Below are 14,605 nucleotides of genomic sequence, written 5' to 3' on the forward strand. Positions count from 1 at the left end.
GCGTGCTAGATTTTAAATCTGAAGAATTCAAGGACCTGCATGAACGCCGACACTAAAGCCCCCTGCGACGAGCTGCTGCTGAACAACCAGGTCTGTTTTGCCCTGCACTCGACCTCGTTGCTGATGACCAAGGTTTACAAGCCCTTGCTGCAGGCGCTTGGCCTGACCTATCCGCAATACCTGGCGATGCTGGTGTTGTGGGAGCAGGACGGCCTGACCGTAGGTGAGATCAGCAATCGCCTGCTGACCGACCCTGGCTCGCTGACCCCGCTGCTCAAACGCCTGGAAAGCGAGGGCCTGCTCAAGCGCACCCGCAGCCGCGAGGATGAACGGGTGGTACTGGTGCAACTGACCGACAAGGGCCATGCCCTGCATGAGGATGCCAAGCGCGTGCCGCAGTGCATTCTGCAGGCCAGCGGGCGCAGCCTGGAGCGGCTGCAGCAGTTGCAGGCCGAGCTGTTGGACCTGCGCGCCAGCCTGCAAAAAGCCGTATAGCAACTAGGCTGTGACAGCATCTCCGACAAACGGCCAGCTATTTATCTTGCGCACTAACTAATTGCGCGCTAATTTAAATCCCACACCAACCAGCGCCACGGCGCGCAGCACATTACGCGAGGCTAGTCATGCAAAAGGTCACTCCGCTGTACATTGCCCAAGCCACTTCTACCGGTGGTCGTGATGGCAAATCCCGCTCGGACGACGGCAAGCTCGAAGTCAAATTGAGCACGCCGAAAGAGCTCGGCGGCGCCGGCGGTGAAGGCAGCAATCCCGAGCAGCTGTTCGCTGCCGGCTACTCGGCCTGCTTCATCGGTGCCCTGAAGTTCGTCGCGGGCCAGGCCAAGCAACCGTTGCCAGCAGACACCACGATCACCGCCAAGGTCGGCATTGGCCAGATTCCCGGTGGCTTTGGCCTGGACATCGACCTGGAGATCAACCTGCCCGGCCTGGAACAAGCCGCAGCGCAGGAGCTGGTCGACAAGGCACACCAGGTCTGCCCGTACTCCAATGCCACCCGCGGTAACGTCGATGTACGCTTGCATGTGAACGTCTGAGTAATCTTCAGGCATAAAAAAACCCGGCCAGCGCCGGGTTTTTTTGCGTTCGGCAGAAGTGATTACTTCTTCGAACGGCCTTTGAAGCTACCGTCACGGGTGTCGATATCGATCATTTCGTCGATTTCGATGAAGTCAGCAACCTGAACTTCAGTACCGTTGGACAGCTTGGCAGGCTTCATGACCTTGCCCGAAGTGTCGCCACGCGCCGAGTTCTCGGTGTAGACAACTTTACGGCTGATGGTGGTCGGCAGTTCAACCGAAACCAGACGGTCTTCGAAGAACACCGCTTCGCAGACGTCTTCCATGCCTTCTTCGATGTACGGCAGAACGGCCTCGATGTCTTCGGCGTTCAGCTCGTACATGGTGTAGTCGCTGGTGTCCATGAAGGTGTACGAGTCACCGCTGATGAACGACAGGGTCGCTTCTTTGCGATCGAGGATCACGTCGTCCAGCTTGTCGTCTGCACCGTATACGGTTTCAGTCTTGTAGCCGGTCAGCAGGTTTTTCAGCTTGGTCTTCATGATCGCGCTGTTACGGCCCGACTTGGTGAACTCAGCTTTCTGAACCAGCCACGGATCGTTATCGATGCGCAGAACGGTACCGGGTTTGATTTCTTTACCAGTTTTCATTGCGAAATATCCGAATCTGGATGGATTTATAAAAATCGAGGCCGCGTATCATAGCGAATTTCGGCAAAAGTGTACTAGCGCTGTGGCGAGGTCCGGCTGAGCGGCTTGCGCGACAGCCCATTCGCGGGCATGGGTTTGCAGTTCGTCCCAGTATGGCTGCAGCGCTTGCCAGGCCTGGCCCATGTCGCCGTCGATGTTCCATGCCCGCCACAATGCGGTCAGCGCCACGCTGGCCGGGTCTGACAGACCCTGGCGATAGAGCGCCAGGAACGCTTCGAGTTTTTCCCAGTGGGCATTCTCGTCCTGGACGTAGATATGCCACAGCATCGGCACGCCGGCCCACTGCGCACGCACGAACGAATCTTCACCGCGCACGGCATTGAAGTCGCAGGCCCACAGCAGCTTGTCGTAATCACCCTGACTGACGAATGGCACCACCTGCACAGTCAGCGCGCCGCGCTGATGCAGCGCACCCGGCGCCAACGTGGCAACCTCGAGCCAGGCCGCCAGGTCCGCCAGAATTCGCCCCTGTGGCACCAGCAGGTGAGTCGCTTGCGCCCCTGCCGCCAGCGCCTGCAGCCAACTGCCCAACTGGCGGTTCTCATAAGCGAACAGCGACAGCAGCCGGCTGCCGGATGCGACCTGCACGCCCAGCCCTGCCAAAAACTCTGCCCGTTGCTTTGGCGCTGACTGCAGGCTGTCGCGGCTCGCCAGCAAACCGGCCTCGCGCAGCAGGCCGCCGGTCCTGGCGGTGAAACCCGGGAAGAAAAACACCTTGCGCAGGCCGTTGGGCTGGGGCGACGGCAAACCGTGGCAACCCTCGACCCAGTCTTCGGCGCTCAGGTACTCGAGGTTCAGCCACAACGGCGGCGTCGCTTGCGCGCTCATCGCTTCAATGTAGGCCGGGGGCAGTTGGCAGGCAAAAGCACCGATCACCACCTCGGCTGGTGTAGTGGCCGGCCATGCCGCCGGCCAATGGCGCACGTCGACCCCCTCGTGCCACTGCTGCTCGGCGTTGGCGTCAGCGGCTGGGCACAGTGGCACGAAGGCGTTCAGGTCGTCGACCCACAAGCGAACAGCCAGGCCATGTTCAGCCACCAGTTGCCGGGCCAGGCGCCAGGTCACGCCGATATCACCGTAGTTATCCACAACGGTGCAAAAGATATCCCAGCTGGCTTTCATCGCCGCTCCCATGCTGCGCGGTAAAACCCGCGATTTTGCGGATAAACGCCTGCCGACAAAAGCACCGCGCTGAATATTTGTCGGCGGCCATGCGACAATGCTCGCCACCCCGCCCTGCCAGGAGGCCGCCATGTACCGCCGCCGTGAACTGAAGATTACCCTCAAGCCCGTGCAACTGGTGCTGTGTATTGCCTTCGGCCTGTGGCTTGGCGCCGTCGCGATTGCCGTGAGCCTGTGGCTGGCGGCGCGGTTGTGGCCCGAACAGGTGCAGCCGGTCGCTCAGGTGCTGGCACCGGCAATCGTAGCGCCAGCACCGGCCGCAGCCGGCGATGCCCAGGCGCAGATGTTCGAGCGCTACAAGGACATTCTGCACAACCAGGAAGCCGAGCAGGCCGCCGCAGCCGCGCAGGGCAACCCGCGTAACCTGAACAAGCCCAAGTGCCAGTTCTGGCTGCAGCAGAATCGCACCGCGCCGACCGACAAGAGCCAGGCCAACGTACTCGAGTTCTGTTACTGATGCTGAACAAGAATGAAGTCCTCAGCGCCATCGTCACTGCCCTCGAAGCCGACGTCGAGGCACTGCGGCGGGCCGCGCAGATCGCCTATGAAGCCGCCACCGCCGAAGAGAACAAGGCCGAGAACAAGTACGACACCCTCGGCCTCGAGGCTTCTTACCTGGCAACCGGCCAGGCCCGTCGCGCTGCCGAGATCCGCCAGGCGCTGCTGACCTATCAACAGTTGGTGCTGCGTGACTATGACCCCGCACGCGGCATTCAGATCAGCAGCCTGGTCACGCTCGAAGACGAACAAGGCGATCAGCGTCGGGTGTTCATTGGCCCGGAGGGCGCCGGCCTGAAGATTGGCCACGGGCCGCAGCAGGTGACCGTGATCACCCCGCGCTCACCACTGGGGCAAGTGTTGATCGGCAAGCGGCTGGACGATGAAGTGAGCCTGGTGGTGGCAGGCGTGGCCCAGGTGTCCGCCGTGGTTGCTGTCGTCTAAAGCAGCTCCAGCGCATCAAAGGCGCTGGCCAGGCCCTGCTCGGCAAACTGCTCGACGACAAAGTCGATGAACGCGCGGGTCTTGCCCGGCAGCAGCTTGTGCCCAGCGTAGTAAACGCTGATGTTGCCATCGTCCACGTACCAGTCCGGTAGCACCCGTTGCAGCAGGCCAGCGCGCAGGTACGGCACGGCAAACGGCAGGCTGACCAAGGCAATCCCCAGGCCTTGCTGGGCCACCGCGCAGGCAGCATCGGAGTCGCTCATGGTCATGGCCTGACGCAACTGCAGCGGTCGTTGCTCACGCCCGCGACTGGTCAATGGCCAGGCCCGCACGCGGCCGGTCTGCGGCGAGCGGATAAGAATGCCGGGCAACTCGAGCAGATCTTCCGGCTGATTGATCGCGGCGCGCCCTTGAATAAACCCAGGCGCCGCGACCAGCACCCGATGCGCTGGAGTCAACCGCCGCGCCACCACCCCCGGCGGCAGCTCGAAGCCGCCGCCGATGGCCGCATCGAAGCCCTGGCCGATCAGGTCGACCTGGCGGTTGTCGAAGTGCCAATCCGGCGTGATCGCCGGGAAGCGCTGCAAGAACTCACCCAGCAGCGGCAGCACGTACAGGCGGCCGAACACCGTGCCCATGCTCACCCGCAACAGCCCCGCCGGCTGCCCCTGCGCGCTGGCCAGGTTGGCCATTGCCGACTGGATAGTGCCGAAGCTGTCCTTGACCTCGCTTAAAAAGCGTTGGCCGGCTTCGGTCAGGGTCAGCTTGCGGGTGCTGCGCTGAAACAGCCGCACACCCAGGCGCGACTCCAGCTGGGCAACGTTCTTGCCCACTGCGGCCGGAGTCAGGCGCAGCCGCCGAGCCGCTTCGGCGAAGCTGCCAACCTCGGCGCTGCGGATAAAGCATTCCAGCGTACTGAATGACTCGATGGCCATGATTAGCAACCCAGGGTTTACTCTGCTGATCGTGATTAGCATCTTATCAGTAGCTAATCGGCAGCGGATACTGCGCCCATGCCAAGGCCTTTCGCCTTGCCCACTAGCAGGAGTTCGCCCATGTCCAGTTCCCTCATCCTCACCGGCAAAGTCGCTTTGGTCCAAGGCGGTTCGCGTGGCATCGGTGCAGCCATCGTGCGCCGTCTGGCGCTGCAAGGCGCACACGTCGCGTTCACCTACGTCAGCTCCGCCGGGCCTGCCCAGGCCCTGGCCGAAGAGATAAATAGCGCCGGCGGCAAGGCCTTGGCGCTGCGCGCAGACAGCGCCGATGCCAGCGCCGTCCAGCAAGCGGTAAAGAACACCGTGGAGACTTTCGGCCGGCTGGATATCCTGGTCAACAACGCCGGCGTGCTCGCCGTTGCACCTGTCGCCGAGTTCGATCTGGCCGAGTTCGACCGCATGCTTGCGGTCAACGTGCGCAGCGTGTTCGTAGCCAGTCAGGCTGCAGCGCCGCACCTGGGCCAGGGCGGGAGGATCATCAATATCGGCAGCACCAATGCCGAGCGCATGCCGTTTGCCGGCGGCGCCCCGTATGCCATGAGCAAGTCAGCGCTGGTTGGCCTGACCAAAGGCCTGGCACGCGACCTCGGCCCGCAGGGCGTGACCGTCAACAACGTGCAGCCAGGGCCAGTGGATACCGACATGAACCCGGCCGATGGCGACTTTGCCGACAGCCTGATCCCGTTGATGGCCGTCGGCTGTTATGGCCACGCCGAGGAAATCGCCAGCTTTGTCGCCTATCTGGCCGGCCCCGAAGCGGGCTACATCACCGGCGCCAGCCTGACCGTGGATGGCGGCTTTTCGGCCTGAGTACCTGCCCCGTTGCGCCAGACAGCGCGACGGGGTCGCCTGGTAATCGCTACCATGCAGCAATTGAATTGGGATGGGGCCAACGCAGCCCCAATACTCGATGTACTTTTTACTGCCAGCAAAGGACCTGCCATGCCCTCCCCGACCTTGAGGCGCGCCCTCATCCTGCTGATGGCGACCGCCACCGGCCTGGCCGTTGCCAGCAACTATTACGCGCAACCTTTGCTGCACAGCATCGCCGAACAGTTTGGCCTGAGTACGGCCAGCGCCGGCACCATCGTCATCGCTGCGCAGCTCAGTTACGGCGCCGGCCTGCTGCTGCTAGCGCCGCTGGGCGACATGTTCGAGCAACGGCGGCTGATCGTGTGCATGATTGCCATCGCCACGGTCGGCCTGGTCATCAGTGCCTGCGCTCCGAACCTGGCCTGGTTGCTGGTCGGCACCACGCTGACCGGATTGTTTTCGGTAGTGGCGCAGATTCTGGTGCCGATGGCCGCCAGCCTGGCCGCCCCCGAACAACGCGGCCGCGCGGTCGGCACCTTGATGAGCGGGCTGCTGCTGGGGATCCTGCTGGCGCGCACCGCTGCGGGCTTCATGGCCGAGCTGGGCGGCTGGCGCAGCATCTATGTGCTGGCGGCAGTGTTGATGGCGATCAGCGCCATCGCGCTATACCGCAGCCTGCCGCAGCACAAGAGCCACGCTGGGCTGAAATACCCGGCACTGATTGGCTCGGTGTTTCGCCTGTTCGCCGAAGAGCCGGTGCTGCGCCTGCGCTCGTTGCTGGGGCTGTTGGCGTTCAGCCTGTTTGCGTTGTTCTGGACCCCACTGGCGTTTTTGCTGGTGCGCGAGCCCTACCACTATGGCGAGGCGGCCATCGGCCTGTTTGGCCTGGCCGGGGCTGCCGGTGCCCTGGCAGCGAACTGGGCCGGGCGCCTGGCCGACCGCGGCAAGGGTGCCCTCGGCACTACCGTGGGCCTGAGTGCGCTGGTGCTGTCGTGGCTGCCACTGGGTTTTGCCGAACAGTCGCTGGTGGCCCTGCTGATCGGTGTGTTGTTGCTTGATCTGGCGGTACAACTGGTACATGTCAGCAACCAGAACGCCGTGATCAGCCTGCGTCCCGAGGCCCGCACCCGGCTCAATGCCGGCTACATCACCTGCTACTTCATCGGCGGCGCGCTGGGCTCACTGCTGGGGACGCAGTTGTTCGAGTACAGCGGCTGGAAAGCCATCGTCGTCGCCGGGATCCTGATCGGCACGCTGGCCTTGCTGGTGTGGGTTCTGGCCGAGCGCAGGCGCAAGCTGCAGCCGCCGCGCCCGTCGGCTGCCGCGAGCTGAATTATCTGCCAGCTCAATCGTTTCTCTGAACGGGCGCCTCTGAAATAGGGGCGCCCGGCGCTGCTGCGCCTGCTACCATGGCGCCCCTTTTTCGCCTGCCTGGCGCAATACCAGCAGGCTGCCCGCTGCCGCTGCCACGCCTCGCCTGCCCTCGGCGCAGCGGTGCCGCGCGCGCGTTTTTCCAGGAGCCCTGCATGACCTCGCTTCGCCCTCGCCTGCCCCTGAGCCTGCTCAGCCTTGGCCTTGCTCTGCACAGTGGCCAGGCGTTGGCTGACGGCGTGACCCTGGCCCCGCTGCAGGTGACCGATGTCTCGGCCAGCGACGGTTATCAGGTGCGTCAGGCGCAGGTAGCCGGCTGGCAGCCAGCGGCGCTGCTCGACACCCCGGCCTCGATCAGCGTGTTCAGCCAGCAACTGCTGGAAGACCGCCAGGTGCGCAAGCTCAGCGAAGTGCTGCAAAGCGATGCCTCGGTGGGCGAAAGCTATGCGCCGATTGGCTACTACGAAAACTTCAACGTGCGCGGCTTCGAGCTCAATGCTGCCAGCAGCTACAAGATCAACGGCCAGACCATCGCCGGCGAGCAGAACGTCGCACTGGAGAACAAGCAGCAGGTGGAACTGCTCAAGGGCTTGTCGGGTTTGCAGAGTGGCGTCTCCGAGCCGGGCGGCCTGATCAATTACGTGACCAAACGCGCCGCCGATGTGCGCAGCGTCAGCGTCTCGACCAACGAACACGGCGAGCGCTATCTGGCCACTGACGTTGGCGGCTGGTTCGGCAGCGAGCGCCAGTTCGGCCTGCGCGCCAACCTCGCCCACGAGGACATTCGCTCGTATGTCGACCACGCCGACGGCAAGCGTGATTTTGCCTCGTTGGCGTTTGACTGGCAGATCAGCAGCAACGCCACCTTGCAGCTGGACGCCGAGTATCAGCACCGCGAGCAGCGCTCAGTGCCGGGTTATCAGCTGCTTGGTGGCAGCGCAGTGCCGCATGGGGTCGATCCGAGTGATCGGCTTGCTTATCAGCAATGGGCCAAGCCCGTGCAGAACGATTCGCTGAACCTTGGCGGGCGCTTCGAGTACCGCTTCAATGACGACTGGAGCGGCACGCTGAGTGCTTCGCGCAGCAAGGTGGTGATCGACGATTACAGTGCGTTTGCCTGGGGTTCGAGCGAAGGCGCGTTCTTTGCCGGCAATGGCGATTACGACATCTATGACTACCGCAGCCCGGACGACACCCGTCGTACCGATGAGGCGCAGGCAATGCTCAATGGTCGCTTCGATGCCCTGGGCCTCGGCCACGAATTGACCGTAGGTGCCAGTGCGCAACGCCGTACCCTCGACCAACGCCCGTACTACAACGAATGGCTCGGCAGCGGCAATATCGATACCGGCGCGCCGCCACTGGAACCGTCGAGCAAGGCCGTTGGCGCCAGCGAGCGCCGCCTCGACAGCCGCCAATACGGTGTGTTCTTCAGCGACCGCATCACCTTCAACGAGCAGTGGCAAACCGTGCTCGGTGCCCGCGAAGTGCGCCTGGATGAGAAGACTTGGGACGAGACTGGCATTGCGGGCCGCCACACGCAGCAGTATCAACTGCTGCCAAATGCTGCGCTGATCTACAAGCCGCAGCCTGACACCACCGTCTACGCCAGCTACTCCAAAGGCCTTTCGGCCGGGGGCACGGCACCGTGGTTCACCAGCAACCTGGGCGAAATCCTCGCCCCGACGCTCTCAAGGCAACTGGAACTGGGCATCAAGCATGACTGGCAAGGCATGAGCTTCAGCGCTGCGCTGTTCCAGATCCGCCAGGCCTACCAGTATGCTCGCCCTGAGGTCGGTGGCTTTACCTACGTCCAGCAAGGCCAGCAAAAAAACACCGGCCTGGAGCTCGGCGCCAGCGGTTGGGCCACCTCGAAGTTGCAACTCCAAGCCAGCGTCGCAGCTATTCGCGCGCGGGTCGAAGACAGCGGCACCGACGCTTACGAAGGCCACCAGGCGATCAACGTGCCGAAGGTGCGCGCCGCGCTGCACGCCGAATACACCCTGCCGGTGCCAGGCCTGGCCCTGCTCGGCGGCGCCCGTTACAGCGCCAGCAAGTACGCCAGCCAGGCCGGTAACGTCGAAGTCGGCGGCTACACCGTGTTCGATCTCGGCAGCCGCTACCGCACAGCCATTGGCGGCTATGACACGGTACTGCGCCTGACCGTCGACAACCTGTTCGACAAACGTTACTGGCGCGACACCGGTGATTATCTGGGCGACAACTATCTGTTCCAGGGCGCCCCGCGTACGGCTCGGTTGTCGGCTTCGGTGAGTTTTTAACCCAGCGTCTACCTGCACGCGGTCATCAACCGCGTGCAGGTGAAGTACAGCCCGCTAAACCGCGCCCAAAACAAAAAGCCCCCGAACTTTTCAGTTCGAGGGCTTCTCGTAGAATGTGGCGGTGAAGAAGGGATTTGAACCCTTGATACGATTTCTCGTATACACACTTTCCAGGCGTGCTCCTTCGACCACTCGGACACTTCACCGTTTCTCTTCAAGCTATTCAGCCTGTCGAGGCGCGCTAATTTAGTCGAAGAGCCGGCTATTGGCAAGCGCTTTTTTCAGAATTTTCATGCGCTTAAGCAAACCCGAGGATCGCTGCAGGGGCCGATGGCAAAGCTGCCATTGTACCCGGCGCTTTTCCCGCGCAACGGCGGCCACGGCCGCAACCCGTGGCCGCGATGGCCGCAGCTGACTGGCCGGTCAGCCTTGCTGCTTTACCTGCGCAGCTGCGCTGGGTAACGTCATCGCCACGCCACTTAAAGGACTCTGCCATGAACGAGCTGATCACTTACCACGCCGAAGACGGCATCGCCACCTTGACCCTGAACAACGGCAAGGTCAACGCCATCTCGCCAGACCTGATCACCGAATTCAACGCCGCCCTTGATCGTGCGGTAGTGGAGCGCGCTGTGGTGATCATCACCGGTCAGCCCGGCATCCTCTCCGGCGGCTACGACCTCAAGGTAATGACCTCGGGCCCACAGCAGGCGGTCTCGCTGGTCACCGCAGGCTCGACCCTGGCCCGCCGCCTGCTCGCGCACCCATTCCCGGTGATCGTCGCCTGCCCCGGCCATGCCGTGGCCAAGGGGGCGTTCCTGCTGTTGTCGGCCGACTATCGCATCGGCGTCGAAGGGCCGTACAAGATCGGCCTCAACGAAGTCGCCATCGGCATGACCATGCACCACGCCGGCATCGAACTGGCCCGCGATCGCCTGCGCCGCTCGGCCTTCCACCGCTCGGTGATCAACGCCGAGATGTTCGACCCGCAGGCCGCCCGCGAAGCTGGCTTCCTCGATGCGGTGGTACCCGCCGAGCAATTGCTTGAAGCCGCCACCAGCGCAGCCCATACGCTGAAAAAACTGAACATGAATGCGCACAAGAAAACCAAGCTGAAAGTGCGCAAGGACCTGCTCGATGCGCTCGACGAAGCGATCATCCTCGACCAGGACTTTGCCCTCTGAGCCCGCGCCGAGGTTGCCTGCGCGGCGCAGACCGACCAAGCTGTCCGACATAGTCAACCGAACAAGCGGACAGCCATGGGTCGAGTCGTCGCAGCGGCGGTGTACAGCGCCGGAAGAAAGGTCACCAACATCAGCATCGACGAGGGCAGTGAGTGGGCGAAAAAGCCCGGCCACTTCGTCTGGATCGGCCTGGAAGCGCCCAGCGCCGAAGAGCTGGCCAGCCTGCAGTGCCAGTTCAACCTGCATGAGCTGGCCATCGAGGACGCGCTGGAGAAACACAGCCGGCCCAAGCTGGAAACCTTCGGCGATGCGCTGTTCATCGTCACCTATTCGCCGGTGCGGCAGGACGGCAAGCTGGAATTCATCGAAACGCACATCTTTGCCGGCAACGGCTACATCATCACCTGCCGCAACGGCCACTCCAAATCCTACGCGCTGGTGCGCCAGCGCTGCGAAGCCCGACCGTTGCTGCTCGATCACGGTGAAGACTTCGTGCTGTATGCCCTGCTCGACTTCGTCACCGAGAATTACCAGCCAGTCAGCGAAGCGATCCACGGCGAGATCGAGGAGCTGGAACAGAGCGTGCTCAGCAGTTCGCTGATGGAAGACGACATCCGCCGCCTGCACAGCCTGCGCCGCGACATCCTGCGCCTGCGCCGCTACGTGGCGCCGATGGTGGAAATCAGCGAAGAGCTGCAGCGGCTGAGCTTCCCCTTCATCGACAAAAACATGCGCCCGTATTTTCGCGACGTGCAGATCCACGTCACCCGGCAGATGGAAGACCTGGTGAGCATTCGCGATATCGCCAGCCAGACCATCGAGATCGGCATGCTGCTGGAGTCGTCACGCCAGAGCATTACCCAGCGCAAGTTCGCCGCGTGGGCAGCGATCCTGGCGTTCCCGACGGCGATTGCCGGGATCTACGGGATGAATTTCCAGAATATGCCCGAGCTAAGCTGGCACTACGGCTACTTTGCCGTGCTGAGCGTGATCGGCCTCGGCTGCACCGGGCTGTTCGCCAGTTTCAAGCGCTCGGGTTGGTTGTAGCGGGATAAGCAGGAGCCGCGCTGGCGGCGCCTGACAACTGCCTCAGGCGGCGCTTTCCTTGGCGCTCGGTGCGTGCGCAACAAAGCGCAGCATCCACTCGCCAACCAGATCGCCTTGGTGCTCCAGCTTGAGGCTGGCAATGGCGCGCTGGTAAACCTCGTCCCCCAAATGCTCCTGGCGGGCATCGAGCAGTGCCCGCGAGTAATCATGGACAAACTCAGGGTGGCCCTGGAAGCACAGCACCTGATCGCCCACATGGTAGGCAGCGTTCGGGCAGAAATCGCTTGAAGCAATCACCGTGGCGCCTTTGGGCAGCTGAGTGACCTGATCCTGGTGGCTGATCAGCAGGGTCAACTCGGTTACCTGCGGGTCCATCCATGGCGCATGCGCAGCCAGGGTGTAGCGGTGCACGCCCACGCCCCAGCCACGGTCGGCACGTTCGGCCTTGCCGCCGAGCACCAGCGCCAGCAGTTGGTGGCCAAAGCACACACCGAGCAACTTGTCGCCACGCTCGTACAGCTTGAGCAGGTACGCCTTGAGGGTCTGGATCCACGGATCATCGCCGAATGAGTCGGCCTTGCTGCCGGTCACCAGATACGCATCGAAGCGCTCGCCCTCGGGGGGATAGTCGCCGTTCATCACGTTGTACACACGAAACTCGGCCTGGTTGACCGACTGACGCAAGAACAGCTGCTCGAACATCCTGCCGTAACCCTGGTACTGCGCCGTCAGCTCTGGCCGCAGGACGTCGGTTTCAAGGATGCAGATGCGTAACGACATAGCGATAGTCCTGAACGACACAAGGAGGGTTTGGCTGTAGAGACTGCCGCGAAAGACACGTACAAGCAAGTAGGCTGTACTGACGAACGGTAAGGGGTGTCACCCTTGGTAACCCCCATCGCGCAGCGGTCTAGCCCAGACATATCGGGCTGCTGGCAAGTGGCCTTAAATGAAACTTGAATGACAAAGCCCGCACTTAGAACAAAGGGTTCTCAAACATGCATAACCTACACCCTACTGTTGGATGTATACCCAAAAGCAGGAGGCCAGCAGAACCGGCGTGTAGCCACGCCGCTGTGATCGACCCGACCCGGCAAAGGGAAGCCAACGGCTATTCAGGAATAACAACAAGAAGGCGGTCCGCCATGTTCAGACAATCAAAAGTACGCCAAGCCGGACTCATATTGTTCGCTACCACCTTGCTGCTGATCTTGCCGAACCTTTCTCGGCTGTTTGGCTGACAGCTTGTGTGGCTATTTCAGACACTGCGTAGGTAATCTGCCGATCTCACCGGTTGGAGATTACCTATGCGCATCACCTTCGCCCTGCTGGCACTGCTGCTCAGCCTGCCCGTGGCTGCGGCGCAGCTGAACCTTGAGCTGGGTGAGCGCACGCGCCATTGGCAAACTGCTGAGCTGCTTGCCCATCCGCAGGCACGTGATATCGACATTCCGGCAGACGTCGCCTACAAGCGGCCCATGCATTACCGCGTAGTGCCCTTGGCTGTGTTGCTCGAGGGCGTGCAGCCAGGCGAACACCTGCAGGCCATTGCGCTGGATGGCTTTGCTGCCGAGATGCCCGCTACGCCGCTGTTGGCCAATGGCCCCGCGCAGGCGTGGCTGGCGGTAGAGGACAGCGCCAAGCCATGGCCCGCACTGGGTAAAGACCAGCCGAGCGCCGGGCCGTTCTATCTGGTCTGGAGCAACCCTAAGGCCAGTGCCATCCGCCCGGAGCAATGGCCCTTCCAGATCGCCACCATTCGCCGCCTGGCAGCGGTCGAGCAACGCTTCCCGGCACTGCTGCCCGAAGCCAGCCTGCCCAGTGACGACCCGGTACGCCAGGGCTTTGCCCTGTATCAACAGAACTGCATGGCCTGCCACCGCCTCAATGGCGCCGGTGATGCGCAGTTCGGCCCGGACCTGAATCGCCCCTACAATCCTACCGAGTACTTCCAGCCGGCGTTTTTGCGCAAATACATTCGCGACCCACAAAGCTTGCGCCAGTGGTCGCAGGCAAAAATGCCTGGCTTTGCCGAAAGTGTATTGAGTGAACAGGAACTGGACGCGCTGCTGGCGTACCTGACGCACATGAGCAAGCGCAAAGGGTGAGCCGCAGGTAGAGCCATTCGCGAGCGCACTCGCGAATGGCCATGGCACTTAAGCGGTTTGCCGCTCGTGCTTGACGCCCCAGCCTTCGACTTCGCCACCGAGGGGCGAAACCACCCCCTCGAAGGCCTCTTCGAAGGCACCGATGCCGCGGTAGGTTGCATACATGATCTTGCTCAACTCAAGGTTCCAGCCGCCATCATCACGTTCTCGTACCTGAGCATTCAACGACTCGCCACGAAACCGCCCGGCCGCCTGGCGGGCGCCGCTTTCATCTGGAAATACCGCATAGAACTCGATGGGGTGGATCTGGGTGAAGTCAAAACCGCCAGCTTTCATCTGGCGCAGGACATTGCTGCTGATGTCGTCGTTCTGGCTGCTCATGAATCGTCCTCCTGAATAATGCAATGGATAGACTTTCCGTGCACTACGCACCTGCCGGCGCCGGTAAGGGCCGCAAACAAGCCGAGCTGATCGAGCTGATGCAAGACGCGAAGAAAACCGCGTCGGCCCGCAGAAGAGGCCGATGCGTGAGACTAGCGTAGTGCTTATCGCAGCACTACGCCAGAGGGGCTGCTCAAGGCAGTTCGCGGATGTCGCTGATGGTTACGCCGTTCTGCTCTTTGAGCCAGCGTGCCGTCGGCGCGTCGCTACGGTCCTGGAAGTCATTCAAATCCAGTTCATTCAAAAGCGGAAAAAGCTTGGTGCGTATTGCGCGTGCCGCCTCTTCATCACTGGGACGCTGATCGCCGGTAAGCAGCAGCGTCGTCGGTTCACCTTTCTGGTCGGCAAAGATGACTTCCCACTCTTTCATCGAATAACCCTCGGTGGATACGGAATTGACTGACATCCGTTCTAGCTTGACCACTGGCTGCAGAAGTTGTTCAGCGCGCTCGCCAGGCGCACATGAAAAAGGGCCCGCCGGTTACCCGGCGAGCCC

General features: G+C 62.3%; 16 protein-coding genes and 1 tRNA gene. 10 read left to right on the top strand and 7 right to left on the bottom strand.

Annotated features, from left to right (window positions below; genetic code table 11):
- Positions 1-39: 39 nt before the first annotated feature.
- Complete coding sequence (locus K3F44_RS12810) at positions 40-495, top strand: MarR family winged helix-turn-helix transcriptional regulator (RefSeq protein WP_101321569.1); 456 nt, start codon at positions 40-42, stop codon at positions 493-495.
- A 128-nt stretch (positions 496-623) separates the two neighbouring features.
- Positions 624-1,052 (top strand): organic hydroperoxide resistance protein, encoded by a 429-nt coding sequence (locus K3F44_RS12815; protein WP_150570117.1) that lies wholly within the window; start codon positions 624-626, stop codon positions 1,050-1,052.
- 62 nt (positions 1,053-1,114) lie between these two features.
- Here the strand turns inward: K3F44_RS12815 and efp are convergent, their stop codons facing one another.
- Positions 1,115-1,684 (bottom strand): elongation factor P, encoded by a 570-nt coding sequence (gene efp / locus K3F44_RS12820; RefSeq protein ID WP_101321573.1) that lies wholly within the window; start codon positions 1,682-1,684, stop codon positions 1,115-1,117.
- A gap of 48 nt (positions 1,685-1,732) precedes the next feature.
- On the bottom strand, positions 1,733-2,866 hold the full coding sequence (earP, locus tag K3F44_RS12825) for an elongation factor P maturation arginine rhamnosyltransferase EarP (RefSeq protein WP_220632372.1): 1,134 nt from the start codon (positions 2,864-2,866) through the stop codon (positions 1,733-1,735).
- Positions 2,867-2,996: 130 nt separating this feature from the next.
- On the opposite strand from earP, the gene K3F44_RS12830 reads away from it, so the two are divergent.
- Both K3F44_RS12830 and K3F44_RS12835 read left to right on the top strand, forming a co-directional pair.
- Complete coding sequence (locus K3F44_RS12830) at positions 2,997-3,383, top strand: hypothetical protein (RefSeq protein ID WP_150570115.1); 387 nt, start codon at positions 2,997-2,999, stop codon at positions 3,381-3,383.
- A complete protein-coding gene (locus tag K3F44_RS12835; protein WP_371918883.1) occupies positions 3,383-3,868 on the top strand; it encodes a GreA/GreB family elongation factor in 486 nt (161 codons plus the stop codon). The genes K3F44_RS12830 and K3F44_RS12835 overlap by 1 nt, the downstream gene beginning before the upstream one ends.
- Here K3F44_RS12835 and K3F44_RS12840 read toward each other — a convergent pair.
- On the bottom strand, positions 3,865-4,803 hold the full coding sequence (locus K3F44_RS12840) for a LysR family transcriptional regulator (RefSeq protein ID WP_101321577.1): 939 nt from the start codon (positions 4,801-4,803) through the stop codon (positions 3,865-3,867). The genes K3F44_RS12835 and K3F44_RS12840 overlap by 4 nt on opposite strands.
- A gap of 120 nt (positions 4,804-4,923) precedes the next feature.
- On the opposite strand from K3F44_RS12840, the gene K3F44_RS12845 reads away from it, so the two are divergent.
- The 3 genes from K3F44_RS12845 (at position 4,924) to K3F44_RS12855 (ending at position 9,329) form a co-directional block, all read left to right on the top strand.
- Positions 4,924-5,673: a 3-oxoacyl-ACP reductase family protein gene (locus K3F44_RS12845; protein WP_220632373.1), complete on the top strand. Its 750-nt coding sequence runs from the start codon at positions 4,924-4,926 to the stop codon at positions 5,671-5,673.
- Between the two features lie 132 nt (positions 5,674-5,805).
- A complete protein-coding gene (locus K3F44_RS12850) occupies positions 5,806-7,008 on the top strand; it encodes an MFS transporter (protein ID WP_101321579.1) in 1,203 nt (400 codons plus the stop codon).
- A 194-nt stretch (positions 7,009-7,202) separates the two neighbouring features.
- Complete coding sequence (locus tag K3F44_RS12855) at positions 7,203-9,329, top strand: TonB-dependent siderophore receptor (RefSeq protein WP_220632374.1); 2,127 nt, start codon at positions 7,203-7,205, stop codon at positions 9,327-9,329.
- Between the two features lie 116 nt (positions 9,330-9,445).
- Here the strand turns inward: K3F44_RS12855 and K3F44_RS12860 are convergent.
- Positions 9,446-9,535 (bottom strand) — tRNA-Ser (locus K3F44_RS12860).
- A 288-nt stretch (positions 9,536-9,823) separates the two neighbouring features.
- Here K3F44_RS12860 and K3F44_RS12865 point away from each other — a divergent pair.
- Complete coding sequence (locus tag K3F44_RS12865) at positions 9,824-10,513, top strand: crotonase/enoyl-CoA hydratase family protein (protein WP_150570110.1); 690 nt, start codon at positions 9,824-9,826, stop codon at positions 10,511-10,513.
- A gap of 75 nt (positions 10,514-10,588) precedes the next feature.
- Positions 10,589-11,560 (top strand): magnesium and cobalt transport protein CorA, encoded by a 972-nt coding sequence (locus K3F44_RS12870; RefSeq protein WP_101321582.1) that lies wholly within the window; start codon positions 10,589-10,591, stop codon positions 11,558-11,560.
- Between the two features lie 42 nt (positions 11,561-11,602).
- Here K3F44_RS12870 and K3F44_RS12875 read toward each other — a convergent pair whose 3' ends face one another.
- Entirely contained in the window at positions 11,603-12,340 is a 738-nt protein-coding gene (locus K3F44_RS12875; RefSeq protein WP_103438161.1) for an amidotransferase, read from the bottom strand.
- 527 nt (positions 12,341-12,867) lie between these two features.
- Between K3F44_RS12875 and K3F44_RS12880 the strand changes: the two genes are divergently transcribed.
- Positions 12,868-13,668 (top strand): cytochrome c, encoded by an 801-nt coding sequence (locus K3F44_RS12880; protein ID WP_150570109.1) that lies wholly within the window; start codon positions 12,868-12,870, stop codon positions 13,666-13,668.
- Between the two features lie 48 nt (positions 13,669-13,716).
- On the opposite strand, the gene K3F44_RS12885 is transcribed toward K3F44_RS12880, so the two are convergent.
- Together K3F44_RS12885 and K3F44_RS12890 are read right to left on the bottom strand one after the other, a co-directional pair.
- The gene (locus K3F44_RS12885) at positions 13,717-14,049 is read right to left on the bottom strand and encodes a ribonuclease E inhibitor RraB (RefSeq protein WP_101321585.1); all 333 of its coding nucleotides are present in this window, start codon (positions 14,047-14,049) and stop codon (positions 13,717-13,719) included.
- Positions 14,050-14,242: 193 nt separating this feature from the next.
- The gene (locus tag K3F44_RS12890; RefSeq protein WP_101321586.1) at positions 14,243-14,479 is read right to left on the bottom strand and encodes a hypothetical protein; all 237 of its coding nucleotides are present in this window, start codon (positions 14,477-14,479) and stop codon (positions 14,243-14,245) included.
- Between the last annotated feature and the right edge of the window lie 126 nt (positions 14,480-14,605).

It is taken from the genome of Pseudomonas sp. S07E 245, from assembly GCF_019599025.1.
GTDB classification, from domain to species: domain Bacteria; phylum Pseudomonadota; class Gammaproteobacteria; order Pseudomonadales; family Pseudomonadaceae; genus Aquipseudomonas; species Aquipseudomonas shirazensis.

Coding starts and splice junctions, on each gene's coding strand:
- K3F44_RS12810 (WP_101321569.1), top strand. CDS start 40: ATGAACGCCGACACTAAAGCCCCCTGCGACGAGCTGCTGCTGAACAAC.
- K3F44_RS12815 (WP_150570117.1), top strand. CDS start 624: ATGCAAAAGGTCACTCCGCTGTACATTGCCCAAGCCACTTCTACCGGT.
- efp (WP_101321573.1), bottom strand. CDS start 1,684: ATGAAAACTGGTAAAGAAATCAAACCCGGTACCGTTCTGCGCATCGAT.
- earP (WP_220632372.1), bottom strand. CDS start 2,866: ATGAAAGCCAGCTGGGATATCTTTTGCACCGTTGTGGATAACTACGGT.
- K3F44_RS12830 (WP_150570115.1), top strand. CDS start 2,997: ATGTACCGCCGCCGTGAACTGAAGATTACCCTCAAGCCCGTGCAACTG.
- K3F44_RS12835 (WP_371918883.1), top strand. CDS start 3,383: ATGCTGAACAAGAATGAAGTCCTCAGCGCCATCGTCACTGCCCTCGAA.
- K3F44_RS12840 (WP_101321577.1), bottom strand. CDS start 4,803: ATGGCCATCGAGTCATTCAGTACGCTGGAATGCTTTATCCGCAGCGCC.
- K3F44_RS12845 (WP_220632373.1), top strand. CDS start 4,924: ATGTCCAGTTCCCTCATCCTCACCGGCAAAGTCGCTTTGGTCCAAGGC.
- K3F44_RS12850 (WP_101321579.1), top strand. CDS start 5,806: ATGCCCTCCCCGACCTTGAGGCGCGCCCTCATCCTGCTGATGGCGACC.
- K3F44_RS12855 (WP_220632374.1), top strand. CDS start 7,203: ATGACCTCGCTTCGCCCTCGCCTGCCCCTGAGCCTGCTCAGCCTTGGC.
- K3F44_RS12865 (WP_150570110.1), top strand. CDS start 9,824: ATGAACGAGCTGATCACTTACCACGCCGAAGACGGCATCGCCACCTTG.
- K3F44_RS12870 (WP_101321582.1), top strand. CDS start 10,589: ATGGGTCGAGTCGTCGCAGCGGCGGTGTACAGCGCCGGAAGAAAGGTC.
- K3F44_RS12875 (WP_103438161.1), bottom strand. CDS start 12,340: ATGTCGTTACGCATCTGCATCCTTGAAACCGACGTCCTGCGGCCAGAG.
- K3F44_RS12880 (WP_150570109.1), top strand. CDS start 12,868: ATGCGCATCACCTTCGCCCTGCTGGCACTGCTGCTCAGCCTGCCCGTG.
- K3F44_RS12885 (WP_101321585.1), bottom strand. CDS start 14,049: ATGAGCAGCCAGAACGACGACATCAGCAGCAATGTCCTGCGCCAGATG.
- K3F44_RS12890 (WP_101321586.1), bottom strand. CDS start 14,479: ATGAAAGAGTGGGAAGTCATCTTTGCCGACCAGAAAGGTGAACCGACG.